General features: G+C 71.1%; 10 protein-coding genes. 7 read left to right on the top strand and 3 right to left on the bottom strand.

Annotation, left to right across the window (positions count from 1 at the left end):
• Positions 1–823: 823 nt before the first annotated feature.
• The 5 genes from ACWEKM_RS31445 to ACWEKM_RS31425 are packed head-to-tail and all read left to right on the top strand — an operon-like array spanning position 824 to position 14,580.
• The gene (locus tag ACWEKM_RS31445) at positions 824–7,639 is read left to right on the top strand and encodes an SDR family NAD(P)-dependent oxidoreductase (protein WP_451624657.1); all 6,816 of its coding nucleotides are present in this window, start codon (positions 824–826) and stop codon (positions 7,637–7,639) included.
• An 8-nt stretch (positions 7,640–7,647) separates the two neighbouring features.
• Complete coding sequence (locus tag ACWEKM_RS31440) at positions 7,648–12,210, top strand: beta-ketoacyl synthase N-terminal-like domain-containing protein (protein WP_451624656.1); 4,563 nt, start codon at positions 7,648–7,650, stop codon at positions 12,208–12,210.
• Entirely contained in the window at positions 12,200–12,535 is a 336-nt protein-coding gene (locus tag ACWEKM_RS31435; protein ID WP_451624655.1) for an acyl carrier protein, read from the top strand. The genes ACWEKM_RS31440 and ACWEKM_RS31435 overlap by 11 nt, the downstream gene beginning before the upstream one ends.
• A gap of 2 nt (positions 12,536–12,537) precedes the next feature.
• A complete protein-coding gene (locus tag ACWEKM_RS31430; RefSeq protein ID WP_451624654.1) occupies positions 12,538–13,344 on the top strand; it encodes an alpha/beta fold hydrolase in 807 nt (268 codons plus the stop codon).
• Positions 13,345–14,580 carry a glycosyltransferase gene (locus ACWEKM_RS31425; protein ID WP_451624653.1) on the top strand — a complete coding sequence of 412 codons (1,236 nt, stop codon included), beginning with the start codon at positions 13,345–13,347 and terminating at the stop codon, positions 14,578–14,580.
• 136 nt (positions 14,581–14,716) lie between these two features.
• Here the strand turns inward: ACWEKM_RS31425 and ACWEKM_RS31420 are convergent, their stop codons facing one another.
• Positions 14,717–16,018: a serine hydrolase domain-containing protein gene (locus tag ACWEKM_RS31420; protein ID WP_451624652.1), complete on the bottom strand. Its 1,302-nt coding sequence runs from the start codon at positions 16,016–16,018 to the stop codon at positions 14,717–14,719.
• Positions 16,019–16,309: 291 nt separating this feature from the next.
• Between ACWEKM_RS31420 and ACWEKM_RS31415 the strand changes: the two genes are divergently transcribed.
• Positions 16,310–16,525, top strand: coding sequence for a hypothetical protein (locus tag ACWEKM_RS31415; RefSeq protein ID WP_451624651.1), 216 nt, complete (start codon positions 16,310–16,312; stop codon positions 16,523–16,525).
• Between the two features lie 40 nt (positions 16,526–16,565).
• Here ACWEKM_RS31415 and ACWEKM_RS31410 read toward each other — a convergent pair whose 3' ends face one another.
• Positions 16,566–17,153, bottom strand: a complete 588-nt coding sequence (locus tag ACWEKM_RS31410; protein ID WP_451624650.1) for a CAP family protein — start codon at positions 17,151–17,153, stop codon at positions 16,566–16,568.
• Positions 17,154–17,530: 377 nt separating this feature from the next.
• On the opposite strand from ACWEKM_RS31410, the gene ACWEKM_RS31405 reads away from it, so the two are divergent.
• On the top strand, positions 17,531–18,985 hold the full coding sequence (locus tag ACWEKM_RS31405; protein ID WP_451624649.1) for an aminotransferase-like domain-containing protein: 1,455 nt from the start codon (positions 17,531–17,533) through the stop codon (positions 18,983–18,985).
• A gap of 74 nt (positions 18,986–19,059) precedes the next feature.
• On the opposite strand, the gene ACWEKM_RS31400 is transcribed toward ACWEKM_RS31405, so the two are convergent.
• Complete coding sequence (locus ACWEKM_RS31400; protein WP_451624648.1) at positions 19,060–20,499, bottom strand: sodium:solute symporter family protein; 1,440 nt, start codon at positions 20,497–20,499, stop codon at positions 19,060–19,062.
• Between the last annotated feature and the right edge of the window lie 454 nt (positions 20,500–20,953).

Genomic DNA, 20,953 nt, shown 5'->3' with positions numbered 1-20,953 from the left:
TCGACTTGTTCCTACCAGGGGCTTTGCTGCTGTCCGCACGCGGCCTCGCTCGCCCTACTCACGCACCGCCACGGCTCGTTGCTGGCAACAGCTCAATGTCTTGGAGAACCGTAATCGCGCCTTTTTGGGCAGGCTGGACATTGAAATGTCTCCTTCCGGCTCCCGTCTCAAGCCGCCGAAGCGGAAGCCGTTTGCGTGGGGGGTTGCGCGCCAATTCGGCGGGACCGTATCTCGCCTGGTATGTACGCGTCAATAGTGAAAGAGCGTCGTCCGAGAGGCTGTTCGGCGGGTGGGGGGTGGCAGTCGGGGTGGATGAATGGTTGCGCCGCCTCCGCCTTCATCGGCATGGGTGCGCCAGCCAGGGGTGGCGGCGTTTATGTAGTGCAGGCACCCATGGCGCACCAGGCATCAGTCGGATATCCCGCACGTTGCGGGGAGTTAGGTGTATGAAAAATGAATACTCATTCATATGGATCATGCATGGATTTATAAGGGCACCTTCAGGCAATTTCGGAACATTGTGGTGCTTAATTCTCTTGGAGATCGATCCGTCGACGTCAAGCTGTAACAGAGAAAGGTCAGTGGATTGTTCTACTCCGTAGTACGATCGCGACTGCCCGCCCTCGAACGCCTTCCCCCCCACCCTTCCCGAGGCGCTTGATTCGCGGCAGCTCGCTCCTCTTTTCAGGGCCGAGTCGGGCCCGCGCGCTTTCGCGCGTCTTGTAAAGAGAGTGGCTGGCGTCGTTTCTGGATATTCGATTTCGCGCGCCTCCTCGTCCCCGGGAGTGTTGTCATGCGTACACCCTGCGCCGACCCTGATGGCATGCTCACGACAGCCGATCTCGTCCTCGCAGTGCATCCGTTCGGCGTCGCGTCGGCGCGGTTCACCGCGGCCGCCGCACGCGCGGGCGGACTGGGAGTACTCGACCTCACGGGCGATACCCGGTCCGCCCGTGAGCAGTTGGGCCTGGCCGCCGAGTGGGCGCGCTCCGGGTTCGGCGTACGGCTGGGCGAGGAACACGGCATCCCGGCGCCGGACCTTCCCGCCTGCGTCCACACCGTGGTCCTCGCCGCCGGGGCGTCGGCGACCGCCGCCGACTTCCCCGGGCGCCGCGTGCTGGCCGAGGTGACCTCCCGCGCGCAGGCCCGGGCCGCCGTGCTGGCCGGGGCTCACGGACTGATCGCCCGCGGCCATGAAGCCGGCGGCAGGGTGGGCGAGTTGAGCACGTTCGTGCTGCTGCAGCAGCTGCTCGCGGACGCGGCCGACGGGCTGCCGGTTTGGGCCTGCGGCGGAATCGGCGCGTACACCGCGGCGGCAGCGGTCACCGGCGGCGCCGCCGGCGTGGTCCTCGACACCCAGACCGCGCTGCTCGCCGAGGCGGAACTCCCCGCGGAGGTCACCAGCGTGCTCAGCGGACTCGACGGCTCGGAGACCGTCGTCGCCAACGGTCTGCGGGTGCTGCGGCGACGGGCCCCCGGCCCGGACGGCACCGCGGCCCCCCTGGAGATCGGCCAGGACGCGTTCCTGCCGGTCCGCTTCCAACGGCGCTGGGGCACGCTGGGCGCGGCGATACGTGGCATACGCACCGCGGTGAGCGACGCGCTCGCCGGTGAGGTGCCCGTACTCGGGCCGGACAGCAAGGGCAGCCGTGCTCTGGGCACCCGACTCCCGGTTGTTCAGGGGCCGATGACACGGGTGAGCGACCAGGCGGCGTTCGCCGCCGCCGTGGCCGCCGAGGGCGCCCTGCCGTTCATCGCGCTCGCCGTGTCCGGCGCGGAGCAGACCCGCGCGGTACTGGAAGAGACCCACCACGCCCTGGGCGACGCGCCCTGGGGTGTCGGCGTCCTCGGCTTCGCCGACGAGAAGATCAAGAACGCCCAGCTGGAGGTCATCCGGGAGGTCCGCCCTTCGCACGCCATCATCGCCGGCGGCCGTCCCGCGCAGGCCGTGGCCCTCGAAGAGGTCGGCATCTCCACCTTTCTGCATGTGCCGTCGCCCGGGTTGCTGGGCCAGTTCCTCGAAGCGGGTGCACGCAAGTTCGTCTTCGAAGGCTCCGAGTGCGGCGGCCACGTCGGCCCCCGCGCCGGCTTTCCGCTGTGGCAGGCGCAGCTCGACGTGCTGGACGACTTCCTCGCGACCGCCGGGAAGAACGCCGCCGCCGAACTCCAACTGCTGTTCGCCGGCGGCGTGCACGACGAGCGGTCCGCGGCCATGGTCGCCGCCATGACCGCCCCCCTGACCGCGCGGGGCGCCGCCACCGGAATCCTCATGGGTACCGCCTACCTCTTCACCGAGGAGGCCGTCGCGGCCGGCGCGATACAGCCGCTCTTCCAGCAGCAGATGGTCGCCGCCGAGCACACCGAACTGCTGGAAACCGCCCCCGGCCACGCCACCCGCTGTGTGCGCAGCCCCTTCACCGACGAGTTCACGGCCGTCAAGGAACAACTGAGAACCGGTGACGTACCCAGCCGCGAGGCATGGGAGCGGCTGGAGCAACTCAACGTCGGCCGACTGCGGTTGGCGAGCAAGGGGATCGAACGGGTCGGTGCCGAACTGCGCGAGGTCGACGAGGACCGGCAGCTGACCGAGGGCATGTTCATGGCCGGACAGGTCGCCGTCCTGCGGTCGCAGGTCACCACCGTCGCGGCGCTGCACAGCTCGGTCACCACCGGCGCGCAGAGCTTCCTCGACCGACGCAAGGCCGCCCTCTCCGCCCTCGGCACCGGATCGGACGAGCCGGCCGCCGCCCCCAAGCCCCTGGACATCGCCATCGTCGGGATGGCCTGCGTCTTCCCCAAGTCGCCCGATGTGGCGTCCTTCTGGGGACATGTGCTGTCCGGCACCGATGCCGTCACCGAGGTGCCCCCCTCGCGCTGGGACCCCTCCGTCTACTACGCCGAGGGCGGGACGGGGGAACACACCCCCTCGCGCTGGGGCGGCTTCCTGCCCGAGATCCCCTTCGAACCCCTGGACTACGGCATCCCGCCCGCCTCCCTGCCGAGCATCGAACCCGTCCAGCTGCTGGCCCTCGACGTGGCGCGACGGGCGCTCGCCGACGCCGGTTACGCCGACCGTCCCTTTCAACGGGACCGAGCCTCCGTGGTGTTCGGGGCCGAGGCGGGCAGCGACCTGTCGAGTTCCATGACGCTCCGCACGGTCCTGCCGTCCTACGTCGGACAGCTTCCGCCCGAGCTGGACGCCCAGTTGCCACGGCTGACCGAGGACTCCTTCCCCGGCATCCTCGCCAACGTCATCGCCGGACGGATCGCGAACCGCCTCGATCTCGGCGGGGCCAACTACACGGTCGACGCCGCCTGTGCCTCGTCCCTCGCCGCGGTCGACGTGGCCTGCAAGGAACTGACGGCCGGCACCAGCGACATGGTGCTGTGCGGCGGCGCCGACCTGCACAACGGCATCAACGACTATCTGCTGTTCGCCTCGGCGCACGCCCTGTCCCCCTCCGGCCGCTCCGCGCCCTTCGACCGTTCCGGCGACGGCATCGCGCTCGGCGAGGGCGTGGCCTGCGTGGTCCTCAAACGGCTCGCCGACGCAGAACGGGACGGCGACCGGATCTACGCCGTCGTCAAGGGCGTCGGCAGCTCCAGCGACGGCCGGGCCCTCGGCCTCACCGCGCCGCACGCCGACGGCCAGCGCAGGGCACTCACCCGGGCCTACCGGAACGCCGGGATCTCACCGGCCGAGGTCGGCGTGGTCGAGGCCCACGGCACCGGCACCGTCGTCGGCGACCGTACCGAACTGGGCGCCCTGACCGAGATCTTCACCCAGGCCGGAGCCGACCCCGGCGGCTGCGCCCTCGGCTCGGTGAAGTCCCAGATCGGCCACACCAAGTGCGCGGCGGGCCTCGCCGGACTGATCAAGACCACGCTCGCACTGCATCACGGCGTCAAGCCGCCCACGCTGCATCTGCGGCAGCCGAACCCCGCCTGGGACGAACACACCAGCCCCTTCGTCTTCCACACCCGGGCCAGGCCCTGGCCCATGCCGCCCGCCGAACGCGTCGCCGGCGTCAGCGCCTTCGGCTTCGGCGGCACCAATTTCCATGTCGTGCTGCGCGCCCACGCCGACGGCCCCCCACCCACCCACGCCCGCGACGAGTGGCCCGCCGAACTGTTCACCTTCCGCGGCGCCGACCGAGCAGCCGCGACCAAGGCCGCCCAGGAACTCCTCGCCCTCGCCGAGGCCGACCACACGGCGCACCAGCCGCCCCGCCTGCGGGACCTCGCCCTGGCCGCCTCCCGACGCGCCGACCTCGCGGCGGTACGCGGCCTGCCCACCCACATCGCCGTACTGGCCTCCTCCGTACCGGAGTTGACGGCGGCGCTGCGCCGGGCCGCCGACGGCGAACACGCCCCCGACGACGGCATCCATCTCGCGGACGGCACCGCACCCGGCGAGATCGCCTTCCTCTTCCCCGGGCAGGGCAGCCAGCGCCCCGGCATGCTCGCCGAACTGTTCGTCTCCTTCCCCGAACTCCAGCGTTTCCTGCGCCTCGACGAGTGCGCCGCAGCGGCCCTCTACCCACCCGCCTGCTTCGACGAGGCCGGACGCCAGGCCCAGGCCGACCGCGTCACCGACACCCGCGTCGCCCAGCCCACGCTCGGCATCACCGGACTCGCCGTCCACCATCTGCTCGGCCGGGTCGGCGTCCGCCCGCAGATGGCGGCCGGACACAGCTACGGCGAACTTGTCGCCCTCGCCGCGGCCGGCACCCTCGGCCCCGAGGAACTGCTGTGGTCCAGCAGGGCACGCGCCGAATCCGTCGTCGCCGCCGCCGGCGACGACCCCGGCACCATGGCCGCGGTCACCGCCTCGGCACCGCAGGTCACCGCCGCCCTGGAGAAGGCGGGCGCTGCCCGGTCCGTCGTCGTCGCCAACCACAACTCACCCCGCCAGACGGTGATATCCGGCCCCACCGACGACGTGGAAAGGGCCGTGGAGCGGCTGCGCGCACAGGGGCTGCAGGCGAAACGGATCCCGGTGGCCTGCGCCTTCCACAGCGATGTGGTCGCCGCCGCGGGCGACATCTTCGCGGCGACGCTGGCCTCGGTGCCGCTGAAGACACCCTCGATCCGGGTGTGGTCCAACCGCACCGCCGCGGTCTACCCCACCACCCCAGAGGCGATACGCGCCGAACTGGCCGCCCAGATCGGATCGCCGGTCCGCTTCGTCGAGCAGATCGAGGCCATGTACGAGGCAGGCGCCCGGATCTTCGTCGAGGCGGGCCCCGGCGCGGTACTGACCCGGCAGGTCACCGAGACCCTCGGCGAACGCCCGCACCGCACCGTCACCCTTCAGGCCCGGCGCGGCACGGGCCTGACCGGCTTCCTCACCGCGCTCGCCGAACTCGCCGTCGCCGGGACCGACGTACGCACCGGTTGGCTGTTCCAGGGCCGCGACGCGATCGACGCCGCCCAGACCCCGCGCCGCGAGCGCGCGGGCTGGACCGTCGACGGCCACCTCGTACGCACCGCCGACGGCGCCATCCCCGCCACAGCCCTGCACGCCGCCCAGCGCATCTCGGAGGCCCTTGTGACCACCCCTTCCGGCAGACACACAGACCAGGGACACCTGCTCCACGCCGACTCCGCCCACGCTACGGCGGGGACCGGCGGAGAGGCCCTCATCAGTGAATTCCTGCGCACCAGCCGGGAGATGCTCGCCGCTCAACGCGACGTCCTGCTGGGCTACCTCGGCGCCGACCCCGGTGTCCGGCCCGGCCCGGTGCCCGCACCGTACGCGCCCCGTGAGCTGACCGCGACGGTGCTCCCCGCACCCGCGGCACCCGCCGAGGCGGCGCTCCCGGAGCCCGCCGTATCGCAGCCCGCACCGGACCCGGCGCCGACCGAGCTGACCCCGGACGCGGTCCTCACGGCCGTCCTCGACGTCATCGGCGAACGAACCGGTTACCCGGCTGACATGATCGAACCCGATCTGGATCTGGAGGCCGACCTGAGCGTCGACTCCATCAAGCGCGCCGAGATCGCCGGGCAGCTCGCCCGACGGCTCCAACTGCCCACCGCGGACGGCGTCGACATGGAGGAACTGACCAAGGCGCGCACGGCGGCGGGCATCGCCGAACTGATCGTCGCCGCGCGGCAGGCCGACACACCACCGGCCGAGACGGCAGCCGTCGAGCCCGCCGGACCCGAACCGGCCGCATCACCCGCCGACACCGAAGCGGTCGTCACGGCCCCCAGGCGACTGGTGATGACAGAGTTCGACCTCCCGCCCGCCGCCCTGGAGCCCACCGAACTCGCCGGACGCACGTTCCTGATCATCGGCGAAGGCCCGCTCGCGGTCGCTCTCACCGAGCGGCTCGACTCCCACGGCGCCTGGGCGGTGACCGCCAGCGGGATACCGGACGGCGGCCGCTTCGACGGCCTGATCCACCTCACCTCCCCGGACGGCGGCCCGGCCCACGAGCCGGCGCTGCCCGGCGCCGTCCCCCTCTACCGGTCGGCCCTGGCCAACGGCCCGCGCTGGATGCTGGCCGTCGGCGCCTCCGCGGGACTGCGCGGACTGTTCCGCTCACTGTCCCGGGAGTACCCCGAGACCATCGCCCGGGTCATCGAACAGCCCGCCGGAGCGGACCCGTCCGCCGCGGCCGACGCGATCGTCGCGGAGCTGACCTCCGCCGACCGCGAGCCGGTCGTGCTGCGCACCGGGGACACCCGCCGCGGACTGCGGATGACCGAGACCGACCGCGGCGTCCTGGGCAGCACCGGAGCCGGGCCCGGCGACGACGGCGCCGCCGAGGCCGCGGCCCTCGGACTCGACCACGAGTCGGTGGTGCTCCTCGTCGGCGGGGCACGGGGCATCACCGCCCGGTTCGCCACCGCGCTCGCCACCGCCGCCCGCTGCCGGCTCGAACTCTTCGGCCGCACGCCGCTGCCCGCCCTGGAGGAATTCCCCGCGACGGCCGCCGGCACCGACGTCGAACTGCGAGCCGAACTCATCGCGGGCGGCCTGAAGTCCCCGGCTCAGGTCGAGCGGGAGATCGGCAGGATCCAGGCCGAGCGCGAGGTCCGCGACACCGTCCACCGGCTGACCCGGCTCGGCAGCCGTGTGCGCTACCACTGCGTGGACGTGCTCGACGCCGAGGCCGTGCACCGCGCCGTGAAGAACGTGCACGCCGAACACGGCAGACTCGACGCGATCGTCTACGCCGCCGGTGTGATCGAGGACAAGCTGTTCGCCGAGAAGTCCCCGGAATCCTTCCACCGGGTCTTCAGCACCAAGACCGAAGGCGCCAGGACCGTGCTCGACGCCGTCAGCGGACTCTCGCACGGCCCCCGCCTCGCCGTGCTGTTCGGCAGCATCGCGGCCACCCTGGGCAACCGCGGCCAGACCGACTACGCCGCCGCCAACGACGCCCTCGAAACCATCGGCCGCGACTGGGGCGAGGGGACCGACCGCCGCGGGCTGACCGTCCACTGGGGCCCGTGGGCACCCACCGGCACCAACAACGGCATGGTCACCCCGGAACTGATGCGCACCTACGCGGCCCGCGGCATCCGCCTCATCGACCCCGACGAGGGCGCCACCAGCCTGCTGCGCGAACTGGCCTGGGGCCCGCGGGAGAACACCGCCGTCGTCTACACCGCCTCGGGGTGGTGACCGCCCCGATGCCCAGAACCTGCCCGATCGCCATCGTCGGCATGGCCGCGCTCTTCCCGGGCGCCCCCGACCTCGACACGTACTGGCACAACCTCGTCCACGGCGTCGACGCGATCACCGACGTCCCCGCGACCCGCTGGGACGCCGCGTTCTACGCCCCGGATGCCGAACGCCGTGCCGACCGCGTCTACTGCCACCGCGGAGGTTTCGTCGACGACCTCGCCGAGGTCGACGTCACCGCCTTCGGCGTCATGCCCGCCTCCGTGCAGACCACCGAGCCCGACCAGCTGATCGCGCTGCGGGTGGCGTCCCAGGCGGTCCAGGACGCGGGCGGCGCCGACCGGCTCCTCGGCGACCGCCGCCGCACCGGAGTGATCCTGGGCCGCGGCGGCTACCTCACCCCCGGACTTGTCCGCCTCGACCAGCGGGTGCGCACCGCCGGCCAGCTCGTGCGTACCCTGCGGGAACTCCTGCCGGACCTCGGAGAACAGCGCCTTGAGGAGGTACGCCGCGCCTTCACCGACCAACTCGGCCCCGAGGCACCGGAGTCGGCCATCGGCCTGGTGCCCAACCTGGCCGCCTCCCGGCTGGCCAACCGGCTGGACCTGCGGGGCCCGGCCTACACCGTGGACGCCGCGTGCGCCTCCTCACTCATCGCGGTCGACCACGCGGCCCGCGAACTGGAGAGTGGCCGCTGCGACGTCGTCCTGGCCGGGGGAGTCCACCACTGCCACGACATCACCCTGTGGAGCGTGTTCTCCCAGCTCGGTGCCCTGTCCCGGAGCGAGCGCAGCCGACCGTTCCACCGGGACGCCGACGGGACGCTCATCGGCGAGGGCACCGGCATCGTCGCGCTGAAACGGCTCGCCGACGCCGAGCGCGACGGCGACCGGATCTACGCCGTGATCACCGGCACCGGCATCGCGGGCGACGGCCGCACCGGCTCCCTGTTCAGCCCGGACTCCGCGGGCCAGGCCGAGGCGATCCGCGAAGCGTGGCGCGATGCCGGCCTTGACCCCACCGAGCCCGGATCCATCGGGCTGCTCGAAGCCCACGGCACCGCCACCCCGGCCGGGGACACCGCCGAACTGGAGACGGTCGCCGCGGTCTTCGGCCCGCCGGGCGACGCACCCCGAGGCGTGATCGGCTCGGTGAAGTCCATGATCGGTCACACCATGCCGGCCGCGGGGATCGCCGGGCTCATCAAGGCCGCGCTCGCCGTGCACCATGGCATTCTCCCGCCGACCCTGCACTGCGACGACCCACACCCGGTGCTCGCTCGCACCCGCTTCACCACCGTGGACACCGCGCGTGCGTGGACGACCGACACCCACGGCCCCGTACGCCGTGCCGCGGTCAACGCCTTCGGCTTCGGCGGCATCAACGCCCATGTCGTCCTGGAACAGCCCGCCTCCGCCGTCGCTTCGTCCGGCACCGGCGGACCCGCGGCCGTGGTGCGCGAGCCCGAACGGGTGCTGCGGTTGGCCGCCGCGGCACCCGCCGAACTGGCCCGCATGCTGGACCGCGCTGACGCCGAGCTCCTCGCCGTCGCGTCGGACGCGACCGGACCCGAGCCCGTCGGCCCGGTCCGGCTCGGCCTGGTCGACCCGACGGCGAAACGCCTGGCGCTGGCCCGCAAGGTCGTCGACCGGGGCCGGCCGTGGCGCGGCAAGAACGACCTGTGGTTCGTCCCCGAACCGCTGCTGGGCGACGCCGGTGGCCGTCTCGCCTTCGTCTTTCCCGGGCTCGAAGCCGACTTCGACACCAACTGCGACGACGTCGCACGCCACTTCGGCCTGTCGTGGTCGCTGTCCGACACCGATGTCACGGTCGGCGACATCGGCCGCCAGGGCACGGGCGTGTTCCAGCTCGGCCGCCTCCTGCACGCCGCACTGGAGCGGATGGAGGTCGTGCCCGACGCGCTCGCCGGACACAGCCTCGGCGAATGGACCGCCATGGCCGTCGCCGGGATCCACGCCCGGGAGGAGGTCGACGCCTTCCTGGCCTCGTTCGATCCGGACGCGCTGCGGGTGCCCGGCCTGGCCTTCGCGGTGATCGGCGCGCCCGCCGACCGCGTCATGGAAACCCTGGAGGGACAGACACAGGTCGTGCTCTCGCACGACAACGCCCCCCACCAGTCCATGATCTGCGGCCCGTCGGCCGCCGTCGACGCATTCGTCGACCAATTCCGCGAACAGGGCGCGATCTCACAGATCCTGCCGTTCCGGTCGGGCTTCCACACCCCCATGCTCCGGCCCTATCTGGACCCGATCCAAAAGGCGGCGGACACCTTCACCCTGCACCCCGCGCGGCTGCCGGTCTGGTCCGCCACCACGGTGGGGGAGTACCCCTCGCGGCCCGAGGACGTACGGGAGTTGTTCGTACGTCACCTCCTGGAGCCGGTCCGCTTCCGGCTGCTGATCGAGGCCATGTACGCGGCCGGGTTCCGCGCCTTCGTCCAACTCGGAGCCGGCCAGGTCGGCTCGCTGATCGCGGACACGCTGCGAGGCTTCGACCACCTCGTGGTCGCCGCCCACTCCCCGCACCGCTCGGGCCTTCCCCAACTGCGGCGCGTGGCCACCGCCTTGTGGGCCGACGGAGCCCGACCCGACGCGACCGTGCTCCACCCCGCTCCCGTCCGGGGGGTCGCCCGCCGCCCGGTCCGGCTCGACCTCGGCGGCGCGCTGATCTCCCTCGACGAGCCCACGCGCACGGCGGTCGGCGCCGCCCTGGCCCCGCCGCGCCGGGCGGCGGGCGGCGCACGGCCCTCCGCCCTCGGCGCCCTCGCCACGGAGGACCCGCTGGCCGCCGAGTTCTCCGCGCTGCTCGACGACACCGCGGCGCTCGCCGCGGATGTCCTCACCGCGAGCCACCAGGGCGGTCCGCGGGCCACCGCGCCCAGGGTGCCCGCCCAGCGGGCCACCGCGTACGTCCCCGCACCCCGGTCGGCCGGACCACCCGCCGGTGGTCCGCCTCCCGCAGGTCCGCCACCCGCCGGCCTGCCACCCACCGGTCCAGGCGAACTGCGGACCTCGCTACGGGTCTCGATCGACACCATGCCGTATCTGCTCGACCACTGCTTCTTCAAGCAACCGCCGCAGGCCGCTCCCGCCGACCGCTGGCCCGTCGTACCCGGCACCACCGTCATCGGGCACCTGATGGACTTCGCCGAGCGGACGGCACCCGGCCTGCGCGCGGTGGCCGTCCATGACGTCCGGCTCAACCGGTGGATCACCGCCGTCCCCACGGTGGACATCTCCGTCCACATCACCCCCGAGCCGCCGCACCCCTCGGGCGCGACCCGGGTGACGGCCACCCTCGGCCCGTACGCCCGGGCCACCGTCGAACTCGCGCCGGACCACGATCCCCGACCGGTCACCACCTGGGCCTTCCCCAAGGACATGGAGCGCCCCTGCGACCTGACGGCCCGTGAGTTGTACACCCGGCGTTGGATGTTCCACGGCCCGCGCTTCCAGGGCATCACCGAACTGACCGCGATCGGCGACGCCCACGTCCGAGGAGCCATAACCACCCCGACCGCCCCGGGAGCCCTGCTGGACAACGTAGGCCAGCTGTTCGGCTACTGGATCATGTCCCAACTGCCCACCCGCTCCACCGTCTTCCCCGTCGGGATGCGGGAGATCCGCTTCCATGGCGCGCACCCCGCGCCGGGCGAACGACTCGACTGCCTGGTCCGCATCGTCTCCGTCACCGACAGCACCGTCGAAGCCGACATGCAACTGGTCCAACGGGGCCGCGTCTGGGCCGAGTTCAAAGGCTGGCAGGACCGCCGCTTCGACAGCGACGCGCAGATCCGCCGGGTGGACCGCGAACCGGAGCACCACACCCTCTCCGAGCCGCAGACCGGCGGCTGGGTCCTGCTTCATGAACGCTGGCCCGACCTGGCCACCCGCGAACTGATCATGCGGAACATGCTGGCCGGCGAGGAACGGACCGCCTACGACGCGCACACCCCCCGCGGCCTGCGGCAGTGGCTGCTCGGCCGGATCGCGGTCAAGGACGCGGTGCGCCGACGACTGTGGGACGCCGGAAGCGGCGGGATCTTCCCCTCGGAACTACGGGTCGCCAACGACCCCACCGGCCGCCCGTATGTCACCGGCGCGTTGGGCCGTACCCTCCCCGACCTCCATGTCTCCCTCGCGCACCGGGCGGAGGCCGCGGTCGCGATCGCCCGACGCGGCCCCTGCGGCATCGACATCGAGGAGGTGACCGGGCGTCCGGACGGAACGCTTCAGGCGGCGCTCAGCGCCCGGGAGCGGGAACTGCTCGCCGCACTGGTCCGTGACACCGGCGAACCCGAGGACCTGTGGTTCACCCGCTTCTGGACCGCCAAGGAGGCCGTCGGCAAGGCCCGCGGCACCGGCCTGGCCGGAGCCCCGAAGAACTTCGAGATCAACTCCGCCACCGGCACGGCACTGACCGTCCGCACCGGCGGCGACACCTACCACGTCCATCACCGGACGGTCGGCAACCCACCCGGACTGCCCCCCAGGAACTACGTCGTCGGCTGGACGACCGCCCAGGATGAGGAGAGCGACGATGACTGCTGAAGACCACGGCGCCACAACCCCCGCCCGGCCCGAACCGATTGTGCTGGACGAGGTGGTTGGCCTGCTGCGGGAGGTGCTCGGCGAGTACGAGATCTCCGACGCCGCGATCACCATGAACACCCGGTTCCATGACGATCTCGACATGGAGAGCATCGACCTGGTCACGCTCTCCACGGCACTGCGCGCACACTACGGCGACACCGTCAACTTCGCCGCCTTCATCGCCGACCGCGGACTTGAGGAGATCATCGCACTGACCGTGGGTGACCTGGTGCGCCACGTCGTGGCCTCCCTTCCCACCGCACCCGCGGCCGAGGCGGTCTGATCATGGCGACGATCCGCGTCGGCGAACTCGACGTCCACATGCAGCGCATGCCCGCGGCCGGTCCGCCGGCCGAGGGCCCGCGGCCCCTCGTGGTGCTGGTCCACGGTCTGCTCATCGACAGCCTGGCGAGTTACTACTTCTCGCTCGGCCCCGCCTTCGCCGAGCGGGGCATGGACGTCCTCATGTACGACCTGCGGGGGCACGGACGGACCACCCGGCCCGCCGAGGGCTACCGCCTGGAGGATTTCGTCTCGGACCTGGACGGACTCCTCGACGCCCTCGGGGAGGACCGCCCGGCGCACGTCGTGGGCAACTCCTTCGGCGGGGCCATCGCCTACGGGCTGGCCGCCGCCCGGCCGGACCGCGTCCGGTCCGTGATCGCGATCGAGTCCGAGCCGCCGGTGAAGTCATGGGCCGAGAAGATGGCCGAGGGCCTCACCGGCGAAGAAGGCGGCCTGGTGGTCAAGGAGGTGCGCGCCTGGCTCGCCGGGGACCCCGAGCGCAACGCACGCCCCTTCCTGCTTGCCGGACAGATCCTGGACGGCACCACGCTGGGCGAGGACATCCCGCGCAGCCGGGTCCTGGACGACGGGCTCGCCGACATCCGCTGCCCCGTCTTCGCCCTGTACGGCGCCGACTCCAAACTCGCCCGTCAGGCAAGCCACTTGGCCGCCACCCTCGCGCACTGCCGCACCGTCGTCCTGCCCGACCAGGGGCACTCGGTGCTCGTGGAGCGCACGAAGGAGACGGCCGACCTGATCCTGGACTGGCTTGAGGACGACCTCCACACACCCCTGAAGGCGGGCTAGATGAGCCGGTTCCTGTTCGTCGTCCCGCCTCTGGTCGGCCACGTCAACCCGGCGGTCGGCACCGCGGCCGTGCTCGCCGCGCGCGGCCACGACATCGCCTGGGCCGGACCCGACGACCTGGTGCGCCACCTGGCCGGACCTGACGCACGCGTGTTTCCCTGTGTGCTGCCCGAACCGGAGCCGGACACCGCCGGGGAGATCATGGGCCGGACCGCCGACCTGAAGGGCCCCGCGGCCTTCCAGTTCCTGTGGGAGCGCTTCCTGATCCCGCTCGCCGACCATATGGCCCCCCATATACGCACGGCCATCGAGGAGTTCGACCCGGACATCGTGATCGCCGACCAGCAGACCGTCGCGGGCGGCATGGTCGCCGAGTCGCTCGGCCTGACCTGGGTCACCTCCGCGACCACCTCGGCCGAACTGATCGACCCGCTCGCGGGCATGCCCAAGGTGGCGGCCTGGCTGGACGGCCTCCTTGCGGCGCTGCGCGGCCGGATCGCGGACGGGAAGGGCACGGCCGACCCGAGGATGTCCCCGCACGGCGTCCTCGCCTACACCACCAGCGCTTTGCTCGGCCCGGCCGAACTGCCCGAGCACGTATGGCTGGTGGGCCCGTCCGTCACCGACCGCCCGGCGTCGGACGACTTTCCCTGGGAATGGCTGGAAGGAGCCGAGCGCACCGTCCTCGTCAGCCTGGGCACCGCCAACGCGGACGCGAGCGGGCCGTTCCTGAACGCCGCGGTCCAGGCACTGTCGGGACTGCCCGGAGTACGCGCCGTCGTCGCCGACCCCACCGGCAGCGTGACCGGGGCGGGCGAGAACATCCTGCTGCGCCCGCATGTGCCCCAACTGCCGCTGCTCGCCCGCGTGGACGCCGTCGTCTGCCACGCCGGGCACAACACCGTCTGCGAGGCGCTGTGGCACGGCGTCCCTCTGGTGGTCGCTCCCATCAGGGACGACCAGCCCATCGTCGCGGGCCAGGTCACCGCCGCGGGCGCGGGTGTCCGGCTGCGCTTCGGCCGTGCCGACGCGCGGCGGATCGCCGACGCCGTCGGCACGGTCCTGGACGAGGCGGCCGGATACCGCGACGCGGCGCGTGCGATCGGCCGCTCGTTCCGGGCGGCGGGCGGAAGCGAGGCCGCGGCCGACCGTCTCGAAGGTCTCCTGCCGTGTCCCGAGTCCCCCTCCGCCGACCACGAGGGCGGCCGGGAGACCGACCACGAGGGCGGCCGGTAAGGCGGCCGGGAGCAGGTGAGGGCAGGCACCCGATGACGGACGACACCCAATAGGGGAGCGGCTGGCTGCCGTTCCCCCTCGCGTCAGGCGCCTGGCGGGTGACCAGATCGAGCCTCAGTTGTGCGGGATGCGCGGCTCAACGCAGGGCGTTGATCGTGGCGTTGAGCAGCGCGAAGAACTCCGGATCCACGTCGACCCCGGGCCGCAGGGCGCTCCACAGCACCACCACCACGCGCTGCCCGGGGTTGATGTAGAGCTTCTGCCCGCCGTGCCCGAGCCCCACAAAAGTCGGGAGGGGGCCGCGCGCGCCCGCGACCCCGGGCGGGAGGGCCCACCACTGGTAGCCGTAGCCGTACGGAGACCCCTCGTACAGGCGCCAGTACTCGGTGATTCTCGACTGGGGCCGGCCCACCGTGTCACGCCACCCCTGCGGAAGGACGCCGTGGCCACCGCTCAGGATGAACTGCCCGAAGCGGCCGTAGTCGCGCAGCGTCGCTTGGATGCAGCTTCCGCCCAACTCCCGGCCGCCGCGATTGTCGAGCATCCAATAGGCATCGGCTTCCATCCCCAGCGGACGCCAGATCTTCTCCGACAGGTAGTCACTGCAGGTCTTCCCGGTCGCGTTGGCGAGGACAGCCGACAGGACATAAGCCTCGCCGGTGGAGTAGAGGAAGGTGCTGCCCGGTGCCGCCGCCCGCGGACGGGTCCGCATCAGCTCCATGACCACGCCCGGGTCGTCGCCGTACACGCCTTTGAACATGCGCGCGATGTCGTTGTCGCCATAGGGGTCGTTCGCGCCGGCCTCGTTCCACTGGACGCCCGAGCTCATCTGCAGCAACTGCCGGATCGTGTTGTCGTTGTAGGCGCTGTCCCTCAGCTCGGGAACGTACCGTGCGACCGGGTCGTCGAGCCCGCCGATCGCTCCGTCGACCAGGGCCGCGCCGATCAAGGTGGAGGTCACGGACTTGGCGATGGACATCGACGTCCACCGCGTCGTCTCGGTGTTGCCCATGGCGTACTGCTCGTGGGCGACGGCACCGTCCTTGAGCACCAGGAGACCGGCGATCCGGTTGTCGGCGACGAAGCGACGGATCGTGCGCCTGGTGCCCTTGAAGGTGTAGTGAAGGCCGTTCAGCGAACCCCGGTGGCGCGGAAGGGACGTGGATCGGGTCAGCTCCGTGCGGATGGTACGGGTTGCGAGTCGTTGACGGTCGATGTGCCGGTAGGTCGCGGCCTGGTTCTCCGCGGTGGTGTCCAGCACGTTGTCGGCGATCGGCTCGGCGTCCGATGCCCGACTTGAGTGGTCTGCCGCACTCGGGCGGTTCGGCTGCGCCTGTGCACCGGGCGCGCCGAACGCGCTCACGGCGAGGACTCCTGCTGCGGCAAGTGCGGATCGGCGGCTCAGGTCATGGTGGCCGTTGGTCGGCGTGGCGGTCATTTCGGCTACCCCTTCATGATCGGCCCGTGTCCCTCGTCCGTGATGCGACGCATGGGACATGGGCAGCAAGTGTTCGCAACCATCACAAGCGGGAGCAATGTGGACTGCACACACTGGCGTGGCGGAGGCTGTGGTCACGCGAACCACTGCCTTACCCAGCGTGGTGTCCGCGACGACCGACCACCGGCAAGCCATTGACCTGGTCGAAAATCTCTGCCGTCGGCTGCCGCACTGGTCGCCGCCGGGGCTTCCGTTATCTGAGGCAGCGGCGGTACGCGGCAGAGTCCGGCGGTGTGTCGGTTGCCGTGGGGCGACGCGGTGGGCCGGGTGCGATTCCGGTCCACCGCGTCGACGGCCCGTCAGTACCGGATGGTCCATGTCGACCTCGCCGGACACCGCGCCCGCATGCAGGTTCCCGCGGACGTGCGCCTCTCGGGGGAGATCCCGGTGCACAGCTCACGCGAGGATGTCCACTACTTCACCGGCGATGGGCAACGCTGCCCCTGACATCACGGGCCTTCGGCGGCGGATACGCGCGGACGGCAGGTCAGCCGGGCCTGCCGACGTTCTGCGAGAAATAGCTCCCGTCCGAGGTCACGATGTTCCCCGCGGGCTGGTACATACACACGATGTAGGTCTCGTACCAGGAGGAGCCCTGACCAGCCGCCCGTGCGCAGCCCAGCGTGGTCGTGGATTTCCACACCACCTGAGTGAAAAGTCCCGTGTCCTTCGAGAAACCCGGGTGGTCGTAGTCGTAGTCGACTACCTCTGAGTACCACGCCTTCACGGCGTCAGAGCAGGTCGCCACCTGGTCCGGAGAGGAGGAACCGGCCCAGAAGAGGTTCTCCCCGTACCCCTGACGAAGACCTGCGTGGCCGTGGCTCAGCCCCTCGGACTGGCTGATCAGGGTGACGCGCTGCTTGGCCTGGTCGACGGTGGCCTGGTCGGTCTTCAGGGGAGACGCGCCATGGCGCGCTCGATAACCGTTGTGGGCCTTGAGACAGTCCTGCTGGAAGGCGTCATCCGTACGCGGCGGCAGAGGAGGGCGCGCCCATGCCGTTCCGCAGGGCCCGAGTGCCAGCACGAGCGCGGTCAACCCGCTGAGCGTGGCTGCTGAGCGGTTCCTTGTGAGCATTCGACGCATGACTCCTCCAGGGCGCTGCTTGATGACTATGTGTCCACCAGGCAAACGTCGCGGCCCTGGGAAAGACACGAAGTGCCGCCGGGGGCAAGCACACCGCTGGGCTTGCCGCGTGTGTGCAGATCCTCGGCGACGGCCCTGGCCCCCGCGGCCATCGTCGCCGGTGTGTGCCATCGTCGCCGGCGTGTGCCCGCGGTCACGCCGGGCCCTCAGCGACTCCTGGCTCGTGCCCGCGGCCTCGGCGACAGCAGGATGCTCCTTACGCGGTTTTGCTTGTCGCCGTGGAACGAGTGGCCCAATACTGTGATGGCCCAGTTGGCCGCTCAAGGCCAATCGGGCAGGAATGGCCCACGACTGGAGGTGTTCCCCGCGTGACCTCGCCGCGTGCCGCGCGCGTCGCCCGATTGCTTGAAGGGTGGCAGAGCGTTCCGGGGCCTCTTCCGGACCGTTTGCACCGGGCCCTGTCGGACCTCATCGACCAGGGCGACCTGGCCGCCGGCGACACACTGCCGTCCGAACGCGGCCTTGCCGCCGTGCTCGCGGTCAGCCGCGGCACCGTCACCGAGGCGTACACCAGGCTACGTGCCGACGGCCAGGTCAGCAGTCGTATCGGGAGTGGCTCCTTCGTCGCGTTGAACCACCAGCGGGAAGCCACCGGCGACGCCAGACTCAGCACCTTCGGGTCGCGGGACGACGAGCAGATCGATCTGTCCAGCGGTGCACCCGGGGGCCTCGACGTCGTGGTCGGACACGCACGCTCGGCACTCGACGCGTCGCTGTTCGCGGAACTGGTCACCCAGGACGGCTACGACCTGCACGGCCTTCCGGGCCTGCGTGCCGCGCTCGGCACCTACTACACAGACCTTGGCGCACCCACCCATCCCAACGAGGTGCTTGTCACGAACGGCTCGCAGCAGGCCCTGAAACTGCTCGCGGACACCCTGGTCTGCCGCGGGGACACGGTCATCGTGGAAGACCCGACCTACCGTGGCGCACTTGAGGTGTTCCGCGCACGCAACGCCCGACTGGTACCGCTGCCGCTCAACGCCGACGGCCCGGACGTGGACATGCTGGCCCGGCTGGTGCGTCAACTACGGCCCCGCCTGGTGTACTTGCTCCCTGTCGCACACAATCCGACCGGCTACGTGATCTCCGCGGAGAAGGCACGGCGGATAGCCGAGATCATGGACGACTCCGACTCGATCCTCGTCGAGGACGGCTCACCTGCCGACCTCACCCTGAGTACCCCGGCACCGCCCGCTCCGATCGGCGCGGCACTGACATCAGCGCAGTGGATCGCCATCGGTTCCGCTTCGAAGGTCTTCTGGGGCGGCCTGCGCATCGGCTGGATCCGCGCCAAGGAGTCCACGCTGCACACCCTGCTCCGGGCGAAGGCCGTCGAGGACCTCGGCAGTTCCGTGGTGAGCCAACTCATCACCATGAACTGCCTGCGCGACCTTCCACAGGCCCGCGCCCTGCGCCGCGCCCACCTGCGGCGTGGCCTCCGCGCAGCCATAGAGACCCTCAACCAGCACGCCCCGGAATGGTCATGGACCGAGCCACAGGGCGGCAGCGCCATCTGGGTACGCCTCCCAGGCACCGACACGACGGCATTCGCCCAGACGGCCCGGCGGGGCGGCATCGTCATCGTGCCCGGCCCGGTGTTCTCGTCGGTCGAAGGCTTCCAGGACCATCTGCGCATCCCCTTCTGGAAACCACCGGACGAACTGACCGCCGGACTGACCCGCCTCACCGACCTCTGGCGGGCCACACAGACGCACTCGGTGTCCCCCCGCCGCCAGCACCCACCGACACCGGGCAGCTGACCACGGCCTCGGCCCACTCCAAAGGGCGCGGGCGACGTCGGCACCCAGGACGCCGAGCCCGATCACGGCGGCCTTTACGCCTCGCTCACCACTTCACACGCGACGGTGGGGACGCGCTTCTCGGATGTGGCCGCCGTCAGCAGCAGGAGCACCACGGCCGACACCGAGATGCCGTACACCGCATACGGCACGGTGGTGTCCAGCAGTTGAGCGCTGCCGCAGCCGATGAGGCCGGCGACCATGCCGCCGATGGCCGCGACCGGCTTGAGCTGGCGGCGGCGGTGCAGTACGTAACCGAGGAAGATCGGTGCCGCGAGCGCGGCCGCCGAGTAGGCGTAGGTGGCGACCAGCCACGCCAGGGCTGACGGGAACGCGATCGCCAGTACCGCTGCGAGGACCGACACCGCGACAGTGATCAGCCTTGAGATCGTGACGGTCTGGCGTTCGCCGGTCTCCTGGCCGGCGATGTTCTGGTAGACGTCGCGCGTCAGGGTGGCCACGGCGGACTGCAGGGCGGCGCCGCTGGTGGCCACGATCGTCGCGACGAGGAACGCGGCGAAGACGATGAGCATCCAGGACGGGAGCTGGGTGAGCAGCCACCCCGCGGCGTCTTCCTGGTTGGACAGGTTCGGGTTCATCGAGTGCACCGCGAGGCCGATGCAGCCGGCGTAGACCCCGCTGATGAGCATCGTCAGTCCGGACAGCCCCAGGCCGCGACGCGCGTCGGAGACCTTCCTGGTGGCGAACACGCGCTGGAAGTAGAGCTGGTTGGTGAGGGTTCCGGGAATGATCGCGGCGGCCCAGAGCCAGATCTGATGCCACCCTACGGCGGTGACACCTTCGGTGCTCCACAGCCGCTTCGGCACGGTCGCGGTGATGTGGCTCCAGCCGCCGGCCAGGTGGATTCCGTAGAACGCCACGACGAGCGCCATCCCGATCTTGAAGAGACCGAACACGAAGTCGGCCCATGCCACCGAGGTCAGCCCGCCGGGCAGGACGAATGTCAGCGAGGCGATCATGATCACAGCGATGAGTACGGGCGCCGAGATCCCGGTCAGCTGGCCGAAGAGCTTGGCGAAGGCGACGAACTGGGTGGCTACCCAGCCGAACGGGACGACGAGCGCGGCCAGTGCGGCGATGGTCGTGACCAGCTTGTTCTGTCCGAACAGCCGGGTGACGACGTCGGGGACCGTGGTGAAGCTCTGCTCGCGCAGCCATCGGGCGATCAGCATCAGGAGGAGGAAGCCGACCAGTACACACCCCTCGTAGACGAACACCGACCACCCCCACTGGTAGCCGATCCCGACGTGAGCGATGAGCACCCCGCCTCCCGCGGCGGCGGCGAACTGGGTGATGACGACGACGAACAGCGGAAGCGACTCGTTGGCGGAGAGCCAGTCCCGGGATGTCTTGGCGCGGCGTCCGAAGTAGAGGGACATGGCCGCCCCCCAGCCGATCATCAGCAGACTGGCTATGGCGACGCCGACGATCTGTCCGGTGGAACCTGTGTGCATGGGTGCCTCCGATGGTCAGGTGCTGAACAGCGACCTGGGTCCAGGTGGGATGTCGTGCTCGGTGATGCCCCCAGTGCGAGGTCCGCGCTGATTCTGGCAGACATGGGGGCGAATGTGTGTGGCGCGAATGTGTGGGGCGGAATGGCTGAGGTGTGCGGCTGAGGTGTGCCGCGGGCTGTGGTGGGCCCGACCGGGTGTGTTCGTCCGGGGTGAACCCCACGGTCAGGTGCCGATGCGCATCGGGCAGGACGACACCTGGCGACACCTGGGGCTGACGGCTGAGGCTGACGGCTGGGGCCGCCCATGTGTGCGCGGGGTGGTCGTCCCGAACCGTCGGCCTGTGTCGGCCGAGGCGGTGCGGCGTGATCCTGGCCGCTGTTCCGTCCAGCGGTGGAATGGGGCCAGGAGCCCCTGCCGGGCGGAGTCGCGTGTCGGGTGAGGCGCTCGGCGAGGC

This window comes from Streptomyces sp. NPDC004752 (assembly GCF_053601275.1).
Note: the sequence above shows the minus strand (reverse complement) of the source record. Positions and strands in the feature narration are given on the sequence as shown.